At 60.4% G+C, this 18,663-nt stretch carries 16 protein-coding genes; 11 read left to right on the top strand and 5 right to left on the bottom strand.

The annotated features are described in order from the left end of the window. Positions 1 to 48 precede the first annotated feature (48 nt). On the top strand, positions 49 to 1,737 hold the full coding sequence (locus ACFOSS_RS10395) for a sigma-54-dependent Fis family transcriptional regulator (protein WP_377152286.1): 1,689 nt from the start codon (positions 49 to 51) through the stop codon (positions 1,735 to 1,737). 28 nt (positions 1,738 to 1,765) lie between these two features. Continuing rightward, positions 1,766 to 2,872, top strand: coding sequence for a nitrogenase component 1 (locus tag ACFOSS_RS10390; protein ID WP_377152285.1), 1,107 nt, complete (start codon positions 1,766 to 1,768; stop codon positions 2,870 to 2,872). A 100-nt stretch (positions 2,873 to 2,972) separates the two neighbouring features. Here the strand turns inward: ACFOSS_RS10390 and ACFOSS_RS10385 are convergent, their stop codons facing one another. The 3 genes from ACFOSS_RS10385 to ACFOSS_RS10375 form a co-directional block, all read right to left on the bottom strand. After that, complete coding sequence (locus tag ACFOSS_RS10385; RefSeq protein WP_377152284.1) at positions 2,973 to 3,575, bottom strand: hypothetical protein; 603 nt, start codon at positions 3,573 to 3,575, stop codon at positions 2,973 to 2,975. Positions 3,576 to 3,756: 181 nt separating this feature from the next. Then, positions 3,757 to 3,999: a hypothetical protein gene (locus ACFOSS_RS10380; RefSeq protein WP_377152283.1), complete on the bottom strand. Its 243-nt coding sequence runs from the start codon at positions 3,997 to 3,999 to the stop codon at positions 3,757 to 3,759. Between the two features lie 159 nt (positions 4,000 to 4,158). Then, on the bottom strand, positions 4,159 to 5,100 hold the full coding sequence (locus ACFOSS_RS10375; protein ID WP_377152282.1) for a DMT family transporter: 942 nt from the start codon (positions 5,098 to 5,100) through the stop codon (positions 4,159 to 4,161). A gap of 225 nt (positions 5,101 to 5,325) precedes the next feature. On the opposite strand from ACFOSS_RS10375, the gene ACFOSS_RS10370 reads away from it, so the two are divergent. The 3 genes from ACFOSS_RS10370 (at position 5,326) to ACFOSS_RS10360 (ending at position 9,445) form a co-directional block, all read left to right on the top strand. Then, positions 5,326 to 6,435 (top strand): NADH:flavin oxidoreductase/NADH oxidase, encoded by a 1,110-nt coding sequence (locus ACFOSS_RS10370; RefSeq protein WP_377152281.1) that lies wholly within the window; start codon positions 5,326 to 5,328, stop codon positions 6,433 to 6,435. Positions 6,436 to 6,659: 224 nt separating this feature from the next. Further along, positions 6,660 to 8,501 (top strand): SLC13 family permease, encoded by a 1,842-nt coding sequence (locus tag ACFOSS_RS10365; RefSeq protein WP_377152280.1) that lies wholly within the window; start codon positions 6,660 to 6,662, stop codon positions 8,499 to 8,501. 125 nt (positions 8,502 to 8,626) lie between these two features. Continuing rightward, positions 8,627 to 9,445: a shikimate 5-dehydrogenase gene (locus tag ACFOSS_RS10360; RefSeq protein ID WP_377152279.1), complete on the top strand. Its 819-nt coding sequence runs from the start codon at positions 8,627 to 8,629 to the stop codon at positions 9,443 to 9,445. An 89-nt stretch (positions 9,446 to 9,534) separates the two neighbouring features. Here ACFOSS_RS10360 and ACFOSS_RS10355 read toward each other — a convergent pair whose 3' ends face one another. Both ACFOSS_RS10355 and ACFOSS_RS10350 read right to left on the bottom strand, forming a co-directional pair. After that, complete coding sequence (locus tag ACFOSS_RS10355) at positions 9,535 to 10,836, bottom strand: dicarboxylate/amino acid:cation symporter (protein ID WP_377152278.1); 1,302 nt, start codon at positions 10,834 to 10,836, stop codon at positions 9,535 to 9,537. A gap of 317 nt (positions 10,837 to 11,153) precedes the next feature. Further along, positions 11,154 to 11,498, bottom strand: a complete 345-nt coding sequence (locus ACFOSS_RS10350) for a DUF805 domain-containing protein (protein ID WP_377152277.1) — start codon at positions 11,496 to 11,498, stop codon at positions 11,154 to 11,156. A gap of 268 nt (positions 11,499 to 11,766) precedes the next feature. Here ACFOSS_RS10350 and ACFOSS_RS10345 point away from each other — a divergent pair, with 268 nt between their 5' ends. The 6 genes from ACFOSS_RS10345 to ACFOSS_RS10320 all read left to right on the top strand — a co-directional run bounded on the left by ACFOSS_RS10345 (position 11,767) and on the right by ACFOSS_RS10320 (position 18,546). Next, complete coding sequence (locus ACFOSS_RS10345) at positions 11,767 to 12,765, top strand: sulfate ABC transporter substrate-binding protein (RefSeq protein ID WP_377152276.1); 999 nt, start codon at positions 11,767 to 11,769, stop codon at positions 12,763 to 12,765. A 202-nt stretch (positions 12,766 to 12,967) separates the two neighbouring features. Further along, positions 12,968 to 13,618 carry a TetR/AcrR family transcriptional regulator gene (locus ACFOSS_RS10340; protein WP_377152275.1) on the top strand — a complete coding sequence of 217 codons (651 nt, stop codon included), beginning with the start codon at positions 12,968 to 12,970 and terminating at the stop codon, positions 13,616 to 13,618. Beyond that, complete coding sequence (hlyD, locus tag ACFOSS_RS10335; RefSeq protein ID WP_377152274.1) at positions 13,615 to 14,598, top strand: secretion protein HlyD; 984 nt, start codon at positions 13,615 to 13,617, stop codon at positions 14,596 to 14,598. Before ACFOSS_RS10340 ends, hlyD begins: the two co-directional genes overlap by 4 nt. Next, complete coding sequence (locus ACFOSS_RS10330) at positions 14,595 to 16,325, top strand: ATP-binding cassette domain-containing protein (protein WP_377152273.1); 1,731 nt, start codon at positions 14,595 to 14,597, stop codon at positions 16,323 to 16,325. Before hlyD ends, ACFOSS_RS10330 begins: the two co-directional genes overlap by 4 nt. Next, positions 16,322 to 17,452, top strand: a complete 1,131-nt coding sequence (locus ACFOSS_RS10325; RefSeq protein WP_377152272.1) for an ABC transporter permease — start codon at positions 16,322 to 16,324, stop codon at positions 17,450 to 17,452. Before ACFOSS_RS10330 ends, ACFOSS_RS10325 begins: the two co-directional genes overlap by 4 nt. Beyond that, positions 17,452 to 18,546, top strand: a complete 1,095-nt coding sequence (locus ACFOSS_RS10320) for an ABC transporter permease (RefSeq protein ID WP_377152271.1) — start codon at positions 17,452 to 17,454, stop codon at positions 18,544 to 18,546. The genes ACFOSS_RS10325 and ACFOSS_RS10320 overlap by 1 nt, the downstream gene beginning before the upstream one ends. The last annotated feature ends 117 nt before the right edge of the window (positions 18,547 to 18,663 follow it).

Raw genomic sequence — 18,663 nt, 5'->3', positions numbered from 1 at the left:
GAACACAGCGCAGTGCAGCGCCGGTGCGCTACACAGCAGGAGGGGTCCATGATGCAAACCAGTCAACCTGTACGGCAGCCGACAAACGATGAAGCCTGTAGCAAAACCGACAAGCCCGAACTCCCCTGTCTGTTCGGTGAGTGCCGCAGTGCCCTGCTGCCGTTGCTCTCCGATCTGTGTCGCGCCATGGGCCAGGGCAATCCGCTGCAGGGCCTGCTGCGTGAGGCCTTACAACTGCTGGCGCTGCACATGCAGATCCGTCGCGGCATGGTGACGCTGCTCGATCCCCAGACCGGCCGGATTTTCATCTATGAGGGCATCGGTCTGAGCCGCGAGCAGATCGCCCGCGGCATCTACCGCCTCGGCGAAGGCATCACAGGCCGCGTGGTTGCCAGCGGTCAACCGCTGGTCGTGCCCTCTATCGCCAATGAGCCAGGCTTCTTGAACCGCACCGGCAGCCAAAGTGGCGCGGATACCCGGCAGAATGCCTTCTTGTGCGTGCCGATCGCCCGTGGCAGTAAAGTGATGGGTAGCTTGAGTATTGAGCGTCACTATGCCAACGCCGAGTTGCTGGAGCTGGATGTCGAGCTGTTGTCGATTCTGGCATCGCTGCTGGCACAATCGGTCGAGCTACACCTGCTGGAGAGCATTCACAAGAGTGCGCTGATCGACGAAAACCGGCGCTTGCGCGATGCCCTTAAGCAGACGTTCAAACCGGCCAATATCATTGGTCACTCCCCGGCTATGGATGAAGTGTACCGGCTGATCGACAAGGTCAGTCGCACCCGCACCACAGTGCTGATCCTCGGTGAAAGCGGCGTTGGCAAGGAGCGGGTTGCCAGCGCCATTCATCAGCACAGCCCGCAGCACGGCGGGCCGTTCGTCAAGTTCAACTGCGCATCGCTGCCGGAGAGCGTCATCGAGAGCGAACTGTTCGGCCACGAGAAAGGCGCCTTTACCGGCGCCACGGCGCGGCGGGCCGGCCGCTTCGAGGAGGCCGATGGCGGTACCATCTTCCTGGATGAAGTCGGTGAACTGTCGTTACCAATGCAGGCCAAGTTGTTACGCGTGCTGCAGGAGCGCAGTTTCGAACGCCTCGGCAGCAACCAGACGCGGCACATCGATGTGCGCATCCTGGCCGCCACGAACCGCCCCCTGGCGCAGATGGTGGCCCAGGGCCAGTTCCGCGAGGATCTGTTCTACCGGCTGAACGTCTTCCCGATCACCATACCGCCGCTGCGAGAGCGGCGTGGCGACATCCTGTTGCTGGCCGAGCACTTCATCAGTCGTTTCGCCCATGAGCAGGGCATTGCCACCCCTCGGCTGAGTACCCGGGCGCTGAACCGGCTGCAGCAATATGGCTGGCCGGGCAATGTCCGCGAGCTGGAGAACATGATGGAGCGCGCCGTGCTGCTCGCCGACGATGGCCAGATCCACCTTGCCCAGCTGCCTGCCGCACTGCAAACCGCCAATGGTGTTGCGCCGACCGACAACGAACCGGGCAGCATCGATGCGACGATCGCACAGATTGAATACCAGCTGATCATCGAGGCACTGATTCAGCATCACGGCAACGTCAGTGCCGCCGCGAGCCATCTGGGCATGACACGCCGTCTGCTGGGATTGCGGATGGCCAAATATCAGCTGAGCTACAAGATGTTCCGCGCTAAGGAGGGCAACACACTGGAACAGCTGCTCAGCCAGGAGATAACCGCCCAGCCCGTTCAGGATCGTTAGCCTGATCCGTGCACAAGGAGAACGCCCGATGCCCATATTGCTGTCATCGCTGCAGTCCATGGCGGGGGGGTCATGCGGACAGACGCATCACACCAGGGACACCGTTACACCTGCACTGCTGCCACCTGTTCCCAGGCGCGGGCGACATCACGCCGTGGTCATGCCGGAGAGTCTCGGCGCTGACGGCATTGCCAGCGAAACAACCACGCCATCTGTGCCACAAGACCCACATGCTGATGGAAGCGAAGCTGGCTTTGCGCAGGCACTGCAAGCTCAGCTGGTTTCGTTTTTACCCGCCGCCGAAACAGAGCGGGATCCCAGACAGCTCACCATACTTGCCTCGCCCCTGCTATCCGCGGCTGATCACCAATGGCTAGTGCAGTGTGTTCGGCACCATGGCTTGATGCCACTCCTGCTGGCACCTGGCCACCCGCTGCATAGGAGTCAGTGGTACGAATTGGTACATAGTGTCGCCACCTTGGTGATCGGCGACAGTCTACACCACGTCGCCGACTGGCTGACCTCACACACGCGGATCCCAGATTATCGCTTCAGTGGCTTGCATGATCTTGAACAGTGTGATCGCCTGCATCAGGTGCTGGGCCGACTCAGTGGGCGCTTGACCCCAGCGCCATACCGGCAGCAACGCCAGCGGCTGCAACGCTTGTTCCTGCAGACATCACGACTATACGACGCTGTGCACATTGGATTGGATTGCGAAAGTGACTGGCTGTTCGCTCATCATCGCCTCTACCATCACCTTGGGCTCAGGCTGGAGTGTGTGGTTCTCCCTGCGGTTCCGCTACTGTGGCATCCGCGGGTACAACCGCATTGGCAAACGCTACCCTGCCGCCGTCTGTTCGTTGGCCCAGAAGTCAATCTGGCTGATACCATGACAACGGGCATCGATCTGTTGCTGACAACCAGACGACCGGGAACCCAATCCACCTTCCGCTTGCCAATGCAGATGCAGGTATCCGCTTCAGACAACACAGTCAGCATCGGCTACTCCGGTTGCCGGCATCGGTTGCAACACTTGAACACAGCACTCCAACGTTTTTGCACGCGCGACCATGCCGGCGACAGTTTTCCAGATTTGCGCATGTTGTTCAGTCAGTCCGCTCCTTTTGGCTGATGGCTAGCCGATTCGCATTGCCCGATGCCGCTGGAGCCAGCCTTGGGGAAAACAAAAAAGGCGGCCCATGGCCGCCTTGGTACTGGTCGTACAGGCGTTATCAGCCTTGCGCACCACCAAATTCGACGTCGGATACATGCCCGCGACGGTCGACGAAACATTTCCAGGAGGCATCAGCATCCGGTACGGACATCATGTAGATGGTCGCGGCCTGTGAAGAGGAGACATCCGATACCGAAATACGATCTTCATCAGCGCCGGTGACCGCCGCCACCTTGCGAGCACAGGCGCGGGCAGTTCTGTCGTCACGGCCATCGCGGCGGGAATAGTCGTTGGAGTGGTCATGATGGCGTGAATAGTCGTTGCTATTCATGGAGTACCGATCCGCGCTCTCGCCATGCTTGTAATCGTACTCGCTGATCTGCTGGCAGACACCATTGCCACCACGTTTGCCGCTGTAGCTGGCACTGAAATCACGGCCACCATCGCGGGTCAACGACACAGTGACGCCGTCCTTGGAGGCTTCAAGATAATTGCCGTTGTACTTTTCAACATGGACTTTTTTGGTGTTAAACCAGACTTCACCTTGCTCGTTCATGTGCACCCGCAAGTCGTTCGGGCAGCCGAAGAAGGTTTCCGGAAAATGAGCCGCGTTGGCATAGCCAGCAAACAGAACCATCGTCAGCATGATTAATTTTTTCATGGTTTCTCCAGTTAGAGTGGTTTGCCGGCCAGGAAAGAACATGATCTCCAGGCCAGCAGCAAGCGTTGTAACCTGTCAGCGGCAGCCCATTGGCTGCTCTGCTGTTATCGTTGTTATCACCCGCTATCGATGCAGGTGGTGCATGTACTCAGCTTTTGGCCGGACATTTCACGCTAGCCAGTTAACGCTGACCTCTCCTTGAAGACCAATCAAAAAAAATAATAAAAAATAAAGAGGTAAAATCCAATAATATCAATAACCTAAAATTAAGTACCTCCATGTTTATGCCCCCCGCTTTTGCCCCTTGCTCCAAGCGAACAACGCCGGTCGCCGACGTCAGAGCAAGCAAGGTGGGAAATCTGGCGCAGCGATAACCGCCGTTGCCGGCCGCGCAGCGATGTTGTTTGCGCGCCAGCAGCCCCATCGGCGAGGCCCCCGGTCAGCGGTTGCGAGCCGACGCGCTCGGCCAACGCTCTTGCCACAGCGGCAGCACAGAAATGATGTTAAGGCAGTGGTTGACTGACGATGTGCCGCTGCACCCTGCTCCGCGGTCCTCGACGGCGGTCATGTCCCGCACCGCGGATCAGCGCCTGAGCAGTCCGATCACAATCAGCAGCATGCCGAGCAGGTGGAATCCGTGCAGCTGCTCGCCCAGCAACGCCACCGCCAACAAGACGCCGAACACGGGGATCAGGTGCACCGACAAGCCAGCCCGCGCAGGCCCCAAGCGGCTGACACATGCGCCATACAGCAGGTAGGCCAACACCGAGGGAACCACACCGACATAGGCCAGACCGAGTAGCACCTCAAGACTCCAGCTGACACCCCCATCCTGCGTCTGCTCCCAAGCGAACGCAGGCAGCAACATCCCCAGGCCGAGTACAATCTGCAGTGTCATCAGCGCCAGTCGATCTAACTCCGCCGGTAACTGCTTGAGCGCTATGGTGTAGATGGCCCAACACAGCATCGCCAGCAGCACCAGCAGATCACCCCTGGAAAAAGCCAGCTGCAGCAACTGCAACGGCTGGCCATGGCTGATGATGAGAATGACGCCCGACAAGGAAATCAGCAGTCCCAACCACTGGCTCCCGCCTAAGCGCAGCGAGCCAGACAGGGTTCCCAGCAGGCAGATAAACACCGGAATGGTGGAATTCAGCAGCAAACCATTGGTGGCCGGTGTCGTCTGCAGCCCCAGGTAGACCAGGGTATTGAAGCCGGCAATGCCGGTGAGCGAGGTCAGCAACAGCAAACGCCAGTGGGGCAGGAACAGCGGCCATTGTCGGCGCAAGGCCGGGATAGCAAACGGTAACAGCACCAGCAGCGCAATCACCCAGCGGCTAAAAGAGAGTGTCAGGGGGGGAATGGCACCACGCATCGCTCGCGCGACGATAAAGTTACCGGACCAAAACAGCGGAGGTAACGTCAGCAACAGCAACGTCACTCCCTTGAACCCAGCCAGTCGCCTGCTCCAGAAACTCGTCACCTTGCCCCCTGCCATCCGTATCGTGCGACGGGAGTGCATCATGCCGGCCCGCCAGTCTGCTTGTGGGCATGACCTTACGCGGTTTTGTCTTGCTCGTCACGGATCACGGACAGTCGCAATCATGGGCAGCAGGTATCAGGTATCACGATGACAAACATAAGAAATCGGTATTTGATCCTGGGTAGCCTCCTGCCGATAATCCCCATCCAGACCGGCACGGCGCACTCCTGCGCCCCCCGCCACGCCCACGCCTCCCGGAGTTTCGCCATGTCGACCCTGTTTTCACCGTTCCAGCTCCAATCCCTGACGCTGCGCAACCGCATCGCAATACCACCTATGTGCCAGTATCAAGCCGTCGATGGCCTTAGCAACGATTGGCATTGGGCGCACTATGCCGCCCTGGGTCGCGGCGGCGCGGGTCTGGTCATTGTTGAGGCGACGGCGGTTGCTGCGGAAGGACGCATCACCCCCGCCTGCCTGGGACTGTGGCAGGATGCGCAAATCGATGGTCTGGCCCGCATCGCCCATGCCATCAAAGCCGGCGGAGCCGTGCCGGGTATTCAGCTGGCCCACGCCGGTCGCAAGGCAAATGCGAATCCGCCCTGGCTCGGTGACAACCAGATTGCAGCTGAAGATCCGGCGGCCTGGACGACGCTGGCTCCCTCGGCCCTGGCCTATGGCCATCACTTGCCGCGGATACCTCAGGCCGTGACGCGGCAGCAGATCTCGCGCATCCAGGCTGACTTCGTTGCCGCTGCCAAACGGGCGCTGGCCGCTGGCTTTGAGTGGCTGGAACTGCATTTCGCGCACGGCTATCTGGCGCAAAGCTTCCTTAGCGTACACAGCAACCGCAGAACCGACGACTACGGTGGTGATCTGGCCGGCCGGGCACGTTTTTTACTGGAAACCCTGAGCGCCGTACGCCAGGTATGGCCAAGCCATCTGCCACTGACGGTGCGCCTGGGGGTGATTGAATATGATGATCGGGATGAAGAAACCCTGCAGGAGTCGATACAGGTGCTGCAGCAGTTGCGTCAGTTAGGACTGGATCTGGTGAGTGTCAGCGTCGGCTTTACTATCGCCGAGACCCGTATCCCCTGGCGGCCAGCCTTTCTGGCACCGGTGACGGCGCGAGTACGGCGCGAAACCGGGCTGGCGGTGGCTTCCGCCTGGGGCATTGACGCCGCCGAGGATGCCGAGCGCGTCGTCGCCGAGCAACAGATGGATCTGGTGATGATCGGCCGCGCCCACCTGGCCAACCCGCACTACCCGTATCGCCTGGCGCAACAACTGGGGATCCCTGAGCCGGAATCACTGTTGCCCGCCCCCTACGCACACTGGCTGACACGCTATCAGGGTGCCGCCCGTCAGCCATAGGCCATCGACGACGCCCGCGGCACACGGGCGTCGTCAGAGCATACGCCAGCGCGCAGCTGCGCCGCGCACTGAGCGTGCGGCGTTAGTGTCAGCAGGCCCGGCCGTGCCGGTCGCCGACCTCTGCCATGCGGCTCCGGTGGGACAATCAGCGAAAATTTCGTTGATTTACAAAGCCTTTGTACGGTACATCTGCCAGCTAGGCTGGATCCGGCAAGGAGCATGTTGTGAATATCGCCATTCTGCAGGTATTGGGGCTGCTGTCGCTGGCCATAGTGCTGTTCGTCAGCAACCGCGTCCGCATGGATGTCATCGCCCTGCTGCTGATCACGGCCTTCGTGGTCAGTGGCATGCTGACCTTGCCGCAAGCGCTGGCGGGCTTTGCCGATGCCAATGTGCTGTTGATTGCGCTGATGTTCGTCATCGGTGAGGGGTTGATCCGCACCGGCGTCGCCTATCGGGTCGGCGACTGGCTGTTGAAACTATCCGGCGACAGCGAACTGCGGCTGGTCAGTCTGTTGATGCTGTCGGTCGCCACTCTCGGTTCGGTGATGAGTTCAACCGGTGTAGTCGCCATCTTCATTCCGGTGGCATTGAGCCTGGCCGGTCGCATCGGCGTAGCACCGGCCCGCATCATGATGCCGCTGAGCATGGCCGGACTGATCAGCGGCATGCTGACGCTGGTGGCCACACCACCAAACCTGGTGATCAGCAGCGAACTGGAGCGCCAGGGCCATGGCGCGCTGGGCTTTTTCGACATCACACCAATCGGCGTCCTGATCCTGCTGCTGGGCATCGGCTACATACGCCTGGTCGGTAACCGTCTGCTGGCACGGGTGCCGACCACGCCACATGTGCATCAGGGCCGGCGGCGCATGCAGGAGCTGATCCAGCGCTATCAGTTGGCCGACCGCGCCTGTCGTCTGCAGATCCAGCCTGGCTCGTCGCTGATCGGGCCGACGCTGGAAAACCTGCAACTGCGCGCCCGCTTCGGCGCCAACGTGCTCGGTATCGAGCGTCGCCGCGGCTTCCACCATCTGTTGGTCGGTGTGACGACCCAGAGCCAGTTTGAAGCCCTGGATGTATTGCTGGTCGATCTGGTGGGCGCCGAAGATGAGGTCGAGGCGTTTTGCCGTGAATGCCGGTTGCGGCCTCTGCCGCTGCGTGGGCAATACTTCTCCGAACACGCCCGCAGCGTCGGTCTGGCCGAGGTGGCGCTGATCCCCGACTCCCGTCTGCCAGGCAAGACACTGCGGCAACTGGCCTTTCGCCGTGAATACCGGCTCAGCGTGGTCGGTATCCAGCGTCAGGGGGACGCCGTGACCGAGGATCTGCTGGATACCCCCCTGCAACAGGGGGACACCCTGCTGGTGGCCGGCGAATGGAAGCAGATCCGTTATCTGCAGCAGCACAAACGCGACTTCCTGCTCTACGATCTGCCAGCCGAAGTCGATGAGATGGCGCCAGCCCAAAACCAGGCGCCCCTGGCCCTGCTGTGCGTCGCACTGATGGTCGGGCTGATGATCAGCGGCTGGGTCCCGAATGTGATCGCCGCCTTGCTGGCGTGTCTGCTGCTCGGCGCCTTCCGTTGCATCGACATGGAGAGCGCCTACCGCAGCATTCAATGGCCTACGCTGTTGTTGATCATCGGCATGATGCCGTTTGCCACTGCCTTGCAGCAAAGTGGCGCCCTGGCGCTGATGGTCGATGGCATGAGCCAGTTGTTTGGTCGCCTCTCCCCGCATCTGATGCTGAGCGCGCTGTTTCTGGTCGCCGCCAGCATTGGCCTGTTCATCTCCAACACGGCCACGGCACTGCTGCTGGCACCCGTGGCTATCGGCGTGGCCCAGCAGATGGGATTGTCACCCTATCCTTTTGCCATCACGGTGGCGATTGCCGCCTCGGCGGCCTTCATGACGCCGGTCTCGTCGCCGGTCAATACCCTGGTGCTGGTACCGGGTAGTTATCGCTTCGCCGATTTTATCCGCGTCGGCGTGCCATTTACCCTATTGGTGATGCTGGCAACCGTCCTGCTGGTCCCTCTCTTGTACCCGTTTTCCCCCCATTAGCCGCCAAGAGTAAAAAGAGGAACCGTAAAGTCATCGATTCAGCTCTTTTTTGCTGCCACCTGTCACGGCATGCTATCGACGCCACCCGCCACCGCCGGCCTGGCCGGCCTGAATGAGGAATCACCATGACCCGTCATCTGAACAAGGACACCATTGTCTGCATGTCACTGTCGGCCCGTCCGAGCAATTTCGGGACCCGCTTTCACAATTACCTCTACGATGCGCTGGATCTGGATTACCTGTATAAGGCCTTTGCCACCGATGACATCCACGGAGCCATCGCAGGGGTGCGGGCATTGCGCATCCGCGGCTGCGCCATCTCGATGCCGTTCAAGGAGGCCGTCATCCCGCTGGTAGACGAGCTGGATGCATCGGCGCGGGTGATCGACTCGGTGAACACCGTCGTCAATAGCGACGGCTATCTCAAGGCCTACAACACCGATTATCTGGCGATTTATCAGTTACTTGAACAATACGCGGTCAATCCTGAGCTGCCGTTCATCCTGCAAGGCAGCGGTGGCATGGCCAAGGCGGTGGCGGCAGCCTTTCAGGCTCGTGGATTTCGCAACGGCACCATAGTGGCGCGCAATGCCGCTCGTGGTCAGGCGCTGGCGGCACAATATGGCTACCAGTGGGCCGCCGGGTGCGGCGATCTGCGGGCCGCTATCCTGGTCAATGCCACGCCGCTGGGCATGGCGGGCGCCGTCGAGGCAAGCCAGCTGGCATTTTCCGAGCAGCTGATTCACTCGGCAGAGGTGGTGTTCGATGTCGTCGCCATGCCGGCACGCACACCGCTGATTGAGGCGGCCCAACGCCAGAACAAATGCGTGATCACCGGTGCCGAAGTGTTTGCCATCCAGGCGGTGGAACAATTTGTGCTCTACACCGGCATCCGTCCGCAGGAGGATCTGTTTCAGGCAGCGGCGGCCTACGCCCGGGGCTGAGGTCCCGTCCCCCGTCACCGCGCCCGAAACAACCAGGCCGTTTCCACTGGGTGGAAACGGCCTGGTCTCAGGCTACCGCACTCTCCCGATCACGCCTGTTGCACATCCGCCGTCTGGATAGCGGTTGGCTCCCGGGCCTGCAACTGCGCCCAGGCCTCATCATCGATCGCCTCGCCCAGCGCCCCTTCGCTGCGCGAAACCACGCAGGAGGCAATGGCATTTCCCAGCACATTGGTTGCCGAGCGGCCCATGTCGAGGAAGTGGTCGACACCGAGCAGTAACAGAATACCCGCCTCCGGAATATGGAATTGGGTCAGGGTCGCCGCAATCACCACGAGGGATGCCCGTGGCACGCCGGCCATGCCTTTGGAGGTGACCATCAACAGCAGCAGCATGGTGATCTGTTGCCCAAATGACAGTTCGATGCCATAGGCCTGCGCGATGAACAGGGTGGCAAAGGTGCAATACATCATGGAGCCGTCAAGGTTGAAGGAGTACCCCATCGGCATGACAAAGCTGGCGATACGCTTGGAACAGCCAAACTGCTCCAGGCGCTGCAGGGTCTTCGGATATGCGGCTTCGGAACTGGCGGTCGAGAAGGCCAGCAACGCCGGCTCGCGGATGGCGCCCAGCAGGCTCAGTACGCGGCGGCCGAGGAACAACCCGCCCATCGCCAGCAGCACCAACCACAGCAGACCCAGAGACAGGTAGAACTGCGCCATGAAGGTGCCGTAGGTGGTGAGGATACCCAACCCCTCCTTGGCCACCATCGCCGCGATGGCCGCAAACACCGCAAACGGCGCCGCGCCCATGACAAAGCCCGTCACCTTCAGCATGATGTCGGCACACGACGCCAGCACGGTGATCACCGGTCGCGCCGGCTCACCGACGGCGGCCGCAGCCAGACCAAAGAACAACGAGAACACCACGATTTGCAGGATTTCATTGTTGGCCATCGCCTCGATCACGCTCTTGGGAATGGCATGGGCGATGAAGTCCTTCAGATTGATGGCGCCAGCGGTGATCCCGCTCTGGGCATTGGCATCCGGTACCGGCAGATTCAGCCCGACCCCAGGTTGTAACAGGGTCACCATGATGAGCCCCAGTGTCAGCGACAACAGGGACGCCGTCATGAACCAGGCCATCGTCTTGGCACCAACGCGCCCGACGGTCTTGCCATCGCCCATGCGCGCGATGCCGACAGTCAGCGTGGTGAAGACCAGCGGCGCAATGATCATCTTGATCAGGCGCAGAAACAGATCCGTCAACAAGGTGATGTTGGCAGCAAAGGAACTCACAGTGTCAGGAGCAAAGAAGCGCACCAGCTGGCCGCTCAAAATCCCCAGCAACATCCCGATCAGGATGGCTGCGGTCAGTTTATTCATTTTCATAATGGGAACGTCCACGTTCGGTTGATGACTGGAAAATCCGCAGTGCCGTTCTAGATGGCACTTCAGCCGCCCAGCAGAATGCCGAGTCACTCTGGTAAAATCCAGATATTTATGACGGGAATTAGCGAATCGTGCACAATATTTAACCAAGGTGAATCGTTAAAGTGACGAATGATGACTCATGTGATTCCGTTGCGGTTTTTCCGATAGTCATGCCGTTCGTCACACCCTGTGCAGCGCAAAAAACAGACGCCCCCCGAAGGGAGCGCCTGGCGTGATCATCATGCGCGGCGGGCTACATCAAGCCGTTGTAGCGCTCAGCACTGCGGGCAGATACCGAAACGATTGGCCATTTTGTTGCCAGCACGGCACTTGAAGTAAATCAGGACCAGCGGCCCCACCAGCGGAATGGCAGCGAGCAGCACCCACCAGCCGGAAAGATCACTGTCATGCAAACGACGCACGCTAACCGCCAACGTCGGTATCAGGATCAACAGCAAAAAGAGCGCCGCCGGCACATCACCAATCGCGGTCTGGCGATCGGCAAACAGGATCACATAACCCAGCAACAGGTTAACCAGCACGAAGGTCCAGTATTCGCGGCGGCCGGCACGGCCAGAGAAGTTGAAATAGTTTTTCAGGGCATGCAGATAGGCGTTCATAGCGTACAGTTTCCTCGACTCTCTCGTTACGGCCTGGATGGCCTGAACACAAGATACGCAGCCGCGGCACCCTATCCCCAGTCATAAAAAATAATAAAATTCTAATTTACAACAACTTAATCGCAAGTTTGCGTGTGGTAAGGCTTAGCCACGGTCAGGGATTCAAGATTGCATTATTCAATAATTGGCTAAGTAACGTTTTTTTTATTCGTTCGTATCGATAAGGCAGGCAGGCAAGATGTGTCTGACCACGATAAAGGAGTATCCCATGAAGAAAGCCCTGCTTGCCCTCTCCCTGCTCACTACCGGCGCCCTGTCATCTGTGCAGGCGGCTGAAGTCGAATTGCTGAACGTCTCCTACGACCCGACCCGGGAGCTGTATCAGGAGTACAACGGCGTGTTCGCCAAGTACTGGAAAACCCAAACCGGTGATGACGTGGTCATCAGCCAGTCGCACGGTGGTTCCGGCAAGCAGGCACGCGCTGTCGCCGATGGCCTGGAGGCCGATGTGGTCACGCTGGCGCTGGGTTATGACATCAATGCCATCGCCAAATCCGGCCTGCTGGCCGAGGATTGGGCCAGCCGTCTGCCGGATAACGCCGCCCCCTACACCTCGACCATCGTTTTTCTGGTGCGCAAGGGCAATCCCAAACAGATCCATGACTGGGGCGATCTGATCAAAGGCGACGTGGCCATAGTGACGCCGAATCCGAAGACGTCAGGCGGTGCCCGCTGGAACTACCTGGCGGCCTGGGGCTACGCCTTCAAACAGGGGGGGGAAGAGGCCGCCAAGGCGTTTATTACTGCGCTTTACCAGCGCGTCAAGGTGCTGGACTCCGGTGCCCGTGGCGCGACCACCAGCTTTGTCGAACGCGGGCTCGGTGATGTGCTGCTCGCCTGGGAGAACGAAGCCTATCTGGTGCTGGCCGAACCGGGCAATGCCGACAAGTTCGAGATAGTGACCCCCAAGGTCTCGATCCTGGCTGAGCCGCCGGTCGCCGTGGTCGACAAGAACGCCAAACGCCACGGCACCGAAGCCGTCGCCAAAGCCTATCTCGAATACCTCTACAGCGATGCAGGGCAGCGCCTGGTGGCCAGACACCACTATCGGCCACGCAATCCGCAGATCGCCGCCGAGTATGCCAGCCAGTTCAGCACGTTGACGCTCTTTACCCTCGCCGAGCTGGAAGGTGACTGGAACAAGGCGCAGAAACGTCATTTCAGTAACGGCGGCCTGTTCGATCAGCTCTATCAGCCAGGCCGCTAACGCCTCGCCAGCACCGCCTCAGCGCCAATGCCGCCCCAGTGGGCGGCATTGGTCTGTTCCTTGTGGAATTACCAGCCAAATGCTGCCTAATATCGCCATTATTATTAAGTAGAATTTAATAATCAGCCGACTTGGCAACCCGGCTTGCTGTTTTTTATACGCACGTATAAATTAGATTTATACAACCGTATAAGGCCAGCGCATGACAATCCAGAATCCCACTCGTCAACGCCTGCTGGAGCAGGGGCTACAGATCTGCCGCCAGCAGGGGCTGCGCGGCCTGAAAGTCCGTGAGCTGGCCGCGGCTGCCGGCGTCAACCTTGGCAGTTTTGTCTACCACTTCGGCAACCGGGAACAGTTTCTCGATGAGTTGGTCGAGTTGTGGTACGCCCCCCTGTACCAGGCTCTGTCACAGACCACACAGGCCCATGATCACGACACGCCCTTGCAGCGTTTGCAGGCGGTGCTCGAACAGGTGATCTGGCTGCTGGAGCAGAACTCCGCCTTTGTCAGCCAGCTGCTGGCCGATTCCCTGGCCGGTGAAGCCGCAGCGCGCCGCTTTGCACTCAAACTCCCCTGGCGCCACCCCAAGCTGATCCTGCAGTTAATCGTGGACGCGCAACGGGCGGGCGAACTGGTCCAGGACGATCCCCGCCATCTGATGTTGTTCATCATGATGGCGCTTGGCATGCCGATGCTGCTGGCCCGCGGCCCCTTGCATGACTGTGGCTGGCTACCAGATGCCGCGCAACCACTGATCGCCAAGATGGCGGACCCGGTATCCGCCCGCCAGCGCCTGGCCTGGGCATTACAGGGTCTCAAACCCACTATTGGCAATGGAGTCACCTCATGAGACGCACCCTGTTGGTTCCTCTGGCGCTGGCCATCACCCTGGCCGCTGCCGCCCTGGTGCTGACCACACGACTGGATCCTGACCATCAAACGGTCACGACCCTGTATGGCAATGTCGACCTGCGCGAGGCGACGCTCTCCTTTCGCGTCGCAGGGCGCGTGCAGCAACTGCACGTCGATGAGGGGGCAGCTATCCATCAAGGCGACCTCCTGGCCGAACTCGACCCGGCCCCGCTGCTGACGGCGCTGCACGGCGCCGAAGGGGCGGTAGCCGCGGCGACAGCAAGGTTGCAACGACTGCAGCAAGGTTACCGGCAGGAAGATCGCGCCCAGGCCAGCGCCAATGTCAGCGCCGCCCGCGCTGCACTGCTTGAGGCCAAACGCCAGCTGAGCCGGCTGCAGAATCTGACGCCGCGAGGTGCCACGACCCAGAGCGATCTGGATGCCGCCCGCTCGCACCATGATCAGGCCAAGGCCCAGCTGGCGCTAACCGAGGCCAATTTGGCAAAGCTGCAGGCCGGTTATCAAAGCGAAGAGATCGCCGAAGCCAGGGCCAGTCTGCAGCAAGCCAACGCTTCGCTGGCTGCCGCCCAACTTGCCGTTGCCGATACCCGTCTGGCCGCCCCCAGTGATGGCGTATTGCTGACTCGGTCAGTCGAGGTCGGCGAGAATGTTCAGGCCGGCACACCGGCCTTCACGCTGTCGCTGACGCGCCCGGTCTGGATCCGGGCCTATGTTCCTGAGCCTGAGCTGGGGCAGTTCCCCTCCGGTGCCCGCGTGCAGGTCTGGAGCGATAGTCGACCGGATCACCCTTATACCGGCACGGTCGGTTTTGTCTCGCCGAGTGCCGAATTCACTCCCAAGAGTGTCGAAACCACCGATCTGCGTACCGCGCTGGTCTACCGACTGCGAATTCGTATCGACGATGCCGACGATCTGCTACGCCAGGGCATGCCGGTCACCATACGGTTAATGCCATGACCCCGCATATGAGCGCCATCGAAGTCAGCGAATTGGTCAAGCAGTTTGCTGCCGAATCGCCGCCGGCGTTGGATCGGGTGAGCTTTCGTGTCGCCCGGGGCAGCATTACGGGGCTGGTCGGCCCTGATGGTGCCGGTAAGACCACGCTGCTGCGGCTGTTAGCCGGTTTACTCCACCCGACCGCCGGCCAGTTGCATGTCGGTGGGCTCAATCCCGCGCAGCGCGATCCTCAATTGCATGACTGGATTGGCTATATGCCACAAAAATTCGGCTTGTATGAGGATCTCACCGTGGCCGAGAATCTGAACCTGTACGCCGATTTGCGACAGGTCCTCGGCCAGGAGCGGCAACAACGGCTGGCGCGGTTGCTGTCATTCACCGATCTGGCACGCTTTACCGATCGCTATGCCGGCAAGCTCTCCGGTGGCATGAAACAGAAATTGGGTCTGGCCTGCACCCTGCTTGGCCAACCGCGCATCCTGTTACTGGATGAACCGGGCGTCGGTGTCGATCCGCTATCGCGTCGCGAATTGTGGAAGATGGTGCGCGAATTGGCGGCCCAGGGGATGACGGTGCTGTGGAGCACAGCCTACCTCGACGAAGCCGAATTGTGTGACAGGGTACTCTTGCTCAATCAGGGGCGTTTGCTCGCCAGCGGCACGCCGGCCGAGCTCAAGGCGCCGCTGCAGGGCCGCTGCTGGAATCTGGCCGGCTTCTCGGCACCGCGCCGCCCGTTATTGCGCCAAATGTTGCGTCGTCCTGAGGTGATGGATGGCGTCATTCAGGGACAGACACTACGCCTGGTGCTGGCGCCGGAGGCCTGTTGCCCACCCCCTGCCGAACTCGATGCCGGCGCCAACTGCCACTATTTGCCCGCCGAGCCACGACTCGAAGATGCGTTCATCACTCTGCTGGGGGGCGGCCCGGGCGGCGATTCCACTCTGGCGATGTTGACCGCAGATCGGCAACAGACATTGTCCCGGGAGGCCGTGATCTCGGCCCAACAGCTGACCAAGCGGTTTGGCGATTTTGTCGCCACCGACAACGTCAGTTTCTCGGTACGCCGTGGCGAGATATTTGGCCTGCTCGGACCGAATGGCGCCGGTAAATCCACCACCTTCAAGATGGAGTGCGGCCTGCTTAAGGCGACCAGTGGCCAGGCGCATGTCATGGGTTACCCGCTGGACAGGAGTCCGTCGCAGGCGCGCCAGCAACTGGGCTATATGGCGCAGAAGTTTGCACTCTATGGACAGCTGACCGTGGCGCAGAATCTGGCTTTCTTCTCCGGCATTTATGGCCTCAAGGGAGAGCAGCAACAACGTAAAATCGCGCAGATGGTGTCCGCTTTCGCGCTGACGCCCTATTTGCAGGTCCTCGCCGAGACACTGCCATTAGGTTTCAAGCAACGGCTGGCACTGGCATGCGCCGTGATGCACGAACCCCCTGTGCTGTTCCTCGACGAACCCACGTCAGGCGTCGATCCGGTGACGCGTCGCGAGTTCTGGAGCCACATCAATGGGCTGGCGGACAAGGGCGTCACCATCATGGTCACGACCCATTTCATGGATGAGGCCGAATACTGCGATCGCATCGCCTTCATCTACCGTGGCCGCCTGCTGGCATTGGGAACCCCGGACGAGCTCAAGGAGCAGATCGCCAGTCGTGACTGTCCCGCCCCCACCATGGAACAGGCCTTCATCCGCCTGGTTGAGGAGGCTGACCAATGAGCCGTATCGTACCGCGCCGTTTGTGGGCATTGTGCCGCAAGGAGACCCTGCAGATACTCCGCGATCCGAGCAGCATACTGGTGGCGTTCATCATGCCCATCATCCTGCTGTTTGTGCTCGGCTACGCCGTGAATCTGGATGCCAGCCATCTGCGACTGGGCGTGCTGCGCGAAGACAGCGGCGCCGCTGCGCGCACACTGGCGCAGAGCATCAGCGCCAACCCGCTGTTCGAGGTACACAACGGCGCCTCGCGCCAGCAGCTGATGCAGGCACTGGCCGAGGGAAAGGTGCGCGCCATCCTGATTATCCCCGGCGATTTCTCGGCCAAATGGCAACGGCAACAGGCGCAGGCACCCTTGCAGCTGCTGGTGGATGGCGCCGAACCGAACACTGCCCAGTTCATGGCGACCTATGTACAGAATGTCTGGCAAAGCTGGCTGAACCAGCAACAGCGTGAGCAGTCCCAGCCACTGCCGCTACAGATCGAGGTGCTGAGCCGCACCTGGTATAACCCGGCGAACATCAGCCGCAATTTTCTGGTTCCAGGCTCCATTGCCGTGGTCATGACCATCATCGGCGCCTTGCTGACCTCGCTGGTGGTGGCACGGGAGTGGGAGCGCGGCACCATGGAGGCTCTGCTGGCGACACCGGTTACCCGGGCCGAGCTGCTGCTGTCGAAGATCCTGCCCTACTATGTGCTTGGCATACTGGCCTGCTGGCTCTGTCTGCTGGTAGCAGTGCATATCATGGGGGTGCCGTTTCGGGGATCCTTGCTGATGCTGTTCCTCAGCTCCTCACTGTTTCTGGGCTGTGCCCTTGGCATGGGGCTGTTCCTGTCGACCCTGTTTCGCAATCAGTTCAATGCCGCCCAGGCCGCACTGACCAGTGCCTTCTTGCCGGCGATGATGCTCTCGGGATTTGTGTTCGAAATCTCGAGCATGCCGACCCTGTTGCAGTGGATCACGCACCTCATACCGGCACGTTACTATGCCAGCTCGCTACAGACGCTGTTTCAGGCGGGAACCTTATATGCGGTGTTGTGGCCCAACCTGCTCTGCCTGCTGGCCCTGGCACTGTTCTGGCTGCTACTGACCGCCCGCAAAACGCGGCGTACCCTGGAGTCATGATGCTGCAACGACTGTTTTTCTTGGTCCGCAAGGAGCTGCAAGCGCTGCTGAACAACAAGCAGGGACGATTGCTGCTGATCATGCCAGTCATCCTGCAGACGGCGCTGTTTCCCTATGCCGCAACCCTCGAGGTCCGCAACAGCTCGCTGGCACTCTACGACGAGGATCAGTCGGCTCACAGTCGCGAGTTGATCCAGCGTCTGACACAGGCGGCGGCCTTCACCCATATCGTCTCGGTGCAGGGCATGCCGGCGTTACAACAGGCCCTGGATACTCAGCAGGCGCTGGTGGCGGTGCACATTCCAGCTGACTTTGCGCGCCAGATCCTGACCAGGCGCGCCCCCCAGGTACAAGTCCTGGTCGACGGACGACGCTCGAACAGCGGACAGATTGCCAGCGGCTATATCGGCCAGATCATCATGCAATATCAGGAGGATCTGTGGGGGGCGCCTCCCGGCGCGCTGCAGGTGCGCCAACTGTACAACCCAAATCTGGAATTCAAATGGCACATTTTGCCCAGCCTGGTGGCCATCATCACCACCATCGGCTGCTTGATTGTCACGGCGCTGTCGGTCGCCCGCGAGCGCGAAGAAGGCACCTTTGACCAATTGCTGGTCTCACCGCTGACTCCCTTGTATATCATGATCGGCAAGGCGGTTCCGGGCATGATGGTCGCTTTCGTACAGGGCAGCTTCATTGCATTGGCCGCCTATTTTCTGTATGGCGTCCCATTCACCGGTTCATTGCCGATGCTGGCGGTCGGCTTGCTGGCCTATGGCCTGTCACTGGCCGGCGTCGGTCTGTTTATCTCTTCGCTGTGTGCCAACCAGCAACAGGCGTTCCTCGGCGTCTTCTGTTTCATGGTCCCGGCGGCCATAGTGTCGGGTTATGTGTCGCCGATTGAGAATATGCCGCTGTTTTTTCAGGCACTGGCCTGGGTCAACCCGTTGACTTATTTCATCCTGATCCTCAAGGGGATCTTCCTCAAGGGATTCGGCCTGGCCGAGTGCTGGCCATACCTGTGGCCGTTGCTGTTGTTTGCACTGTGTAATCTCAGTGCCGCCCTGTACCTGTTCCGGCGCCATATCGCCTGAGCCGCAGGCGTCAGCACGGCGCAGGCTCGGTGTCCGGTTTTGCGCATCAAGGCCATCGACAAAATGCGTTGGCGTCCAGGCAGGCCCCAGGCTAGAACAGGAAGAGCCGCTCCTGGC

Source organism: Pseudaeromonas sharmana, assembly GCF_042649925.1.
GTDB lineage: Bacteria > Pseudomonadota > Gammaproteobacteria > Enterobacterales > Aeromonadaceae > Pseudaeromonas > Pseudaeromonas sharmana.
This window is presented reverse-complemented; position numbering and strand designations above follow the sequence as displayed.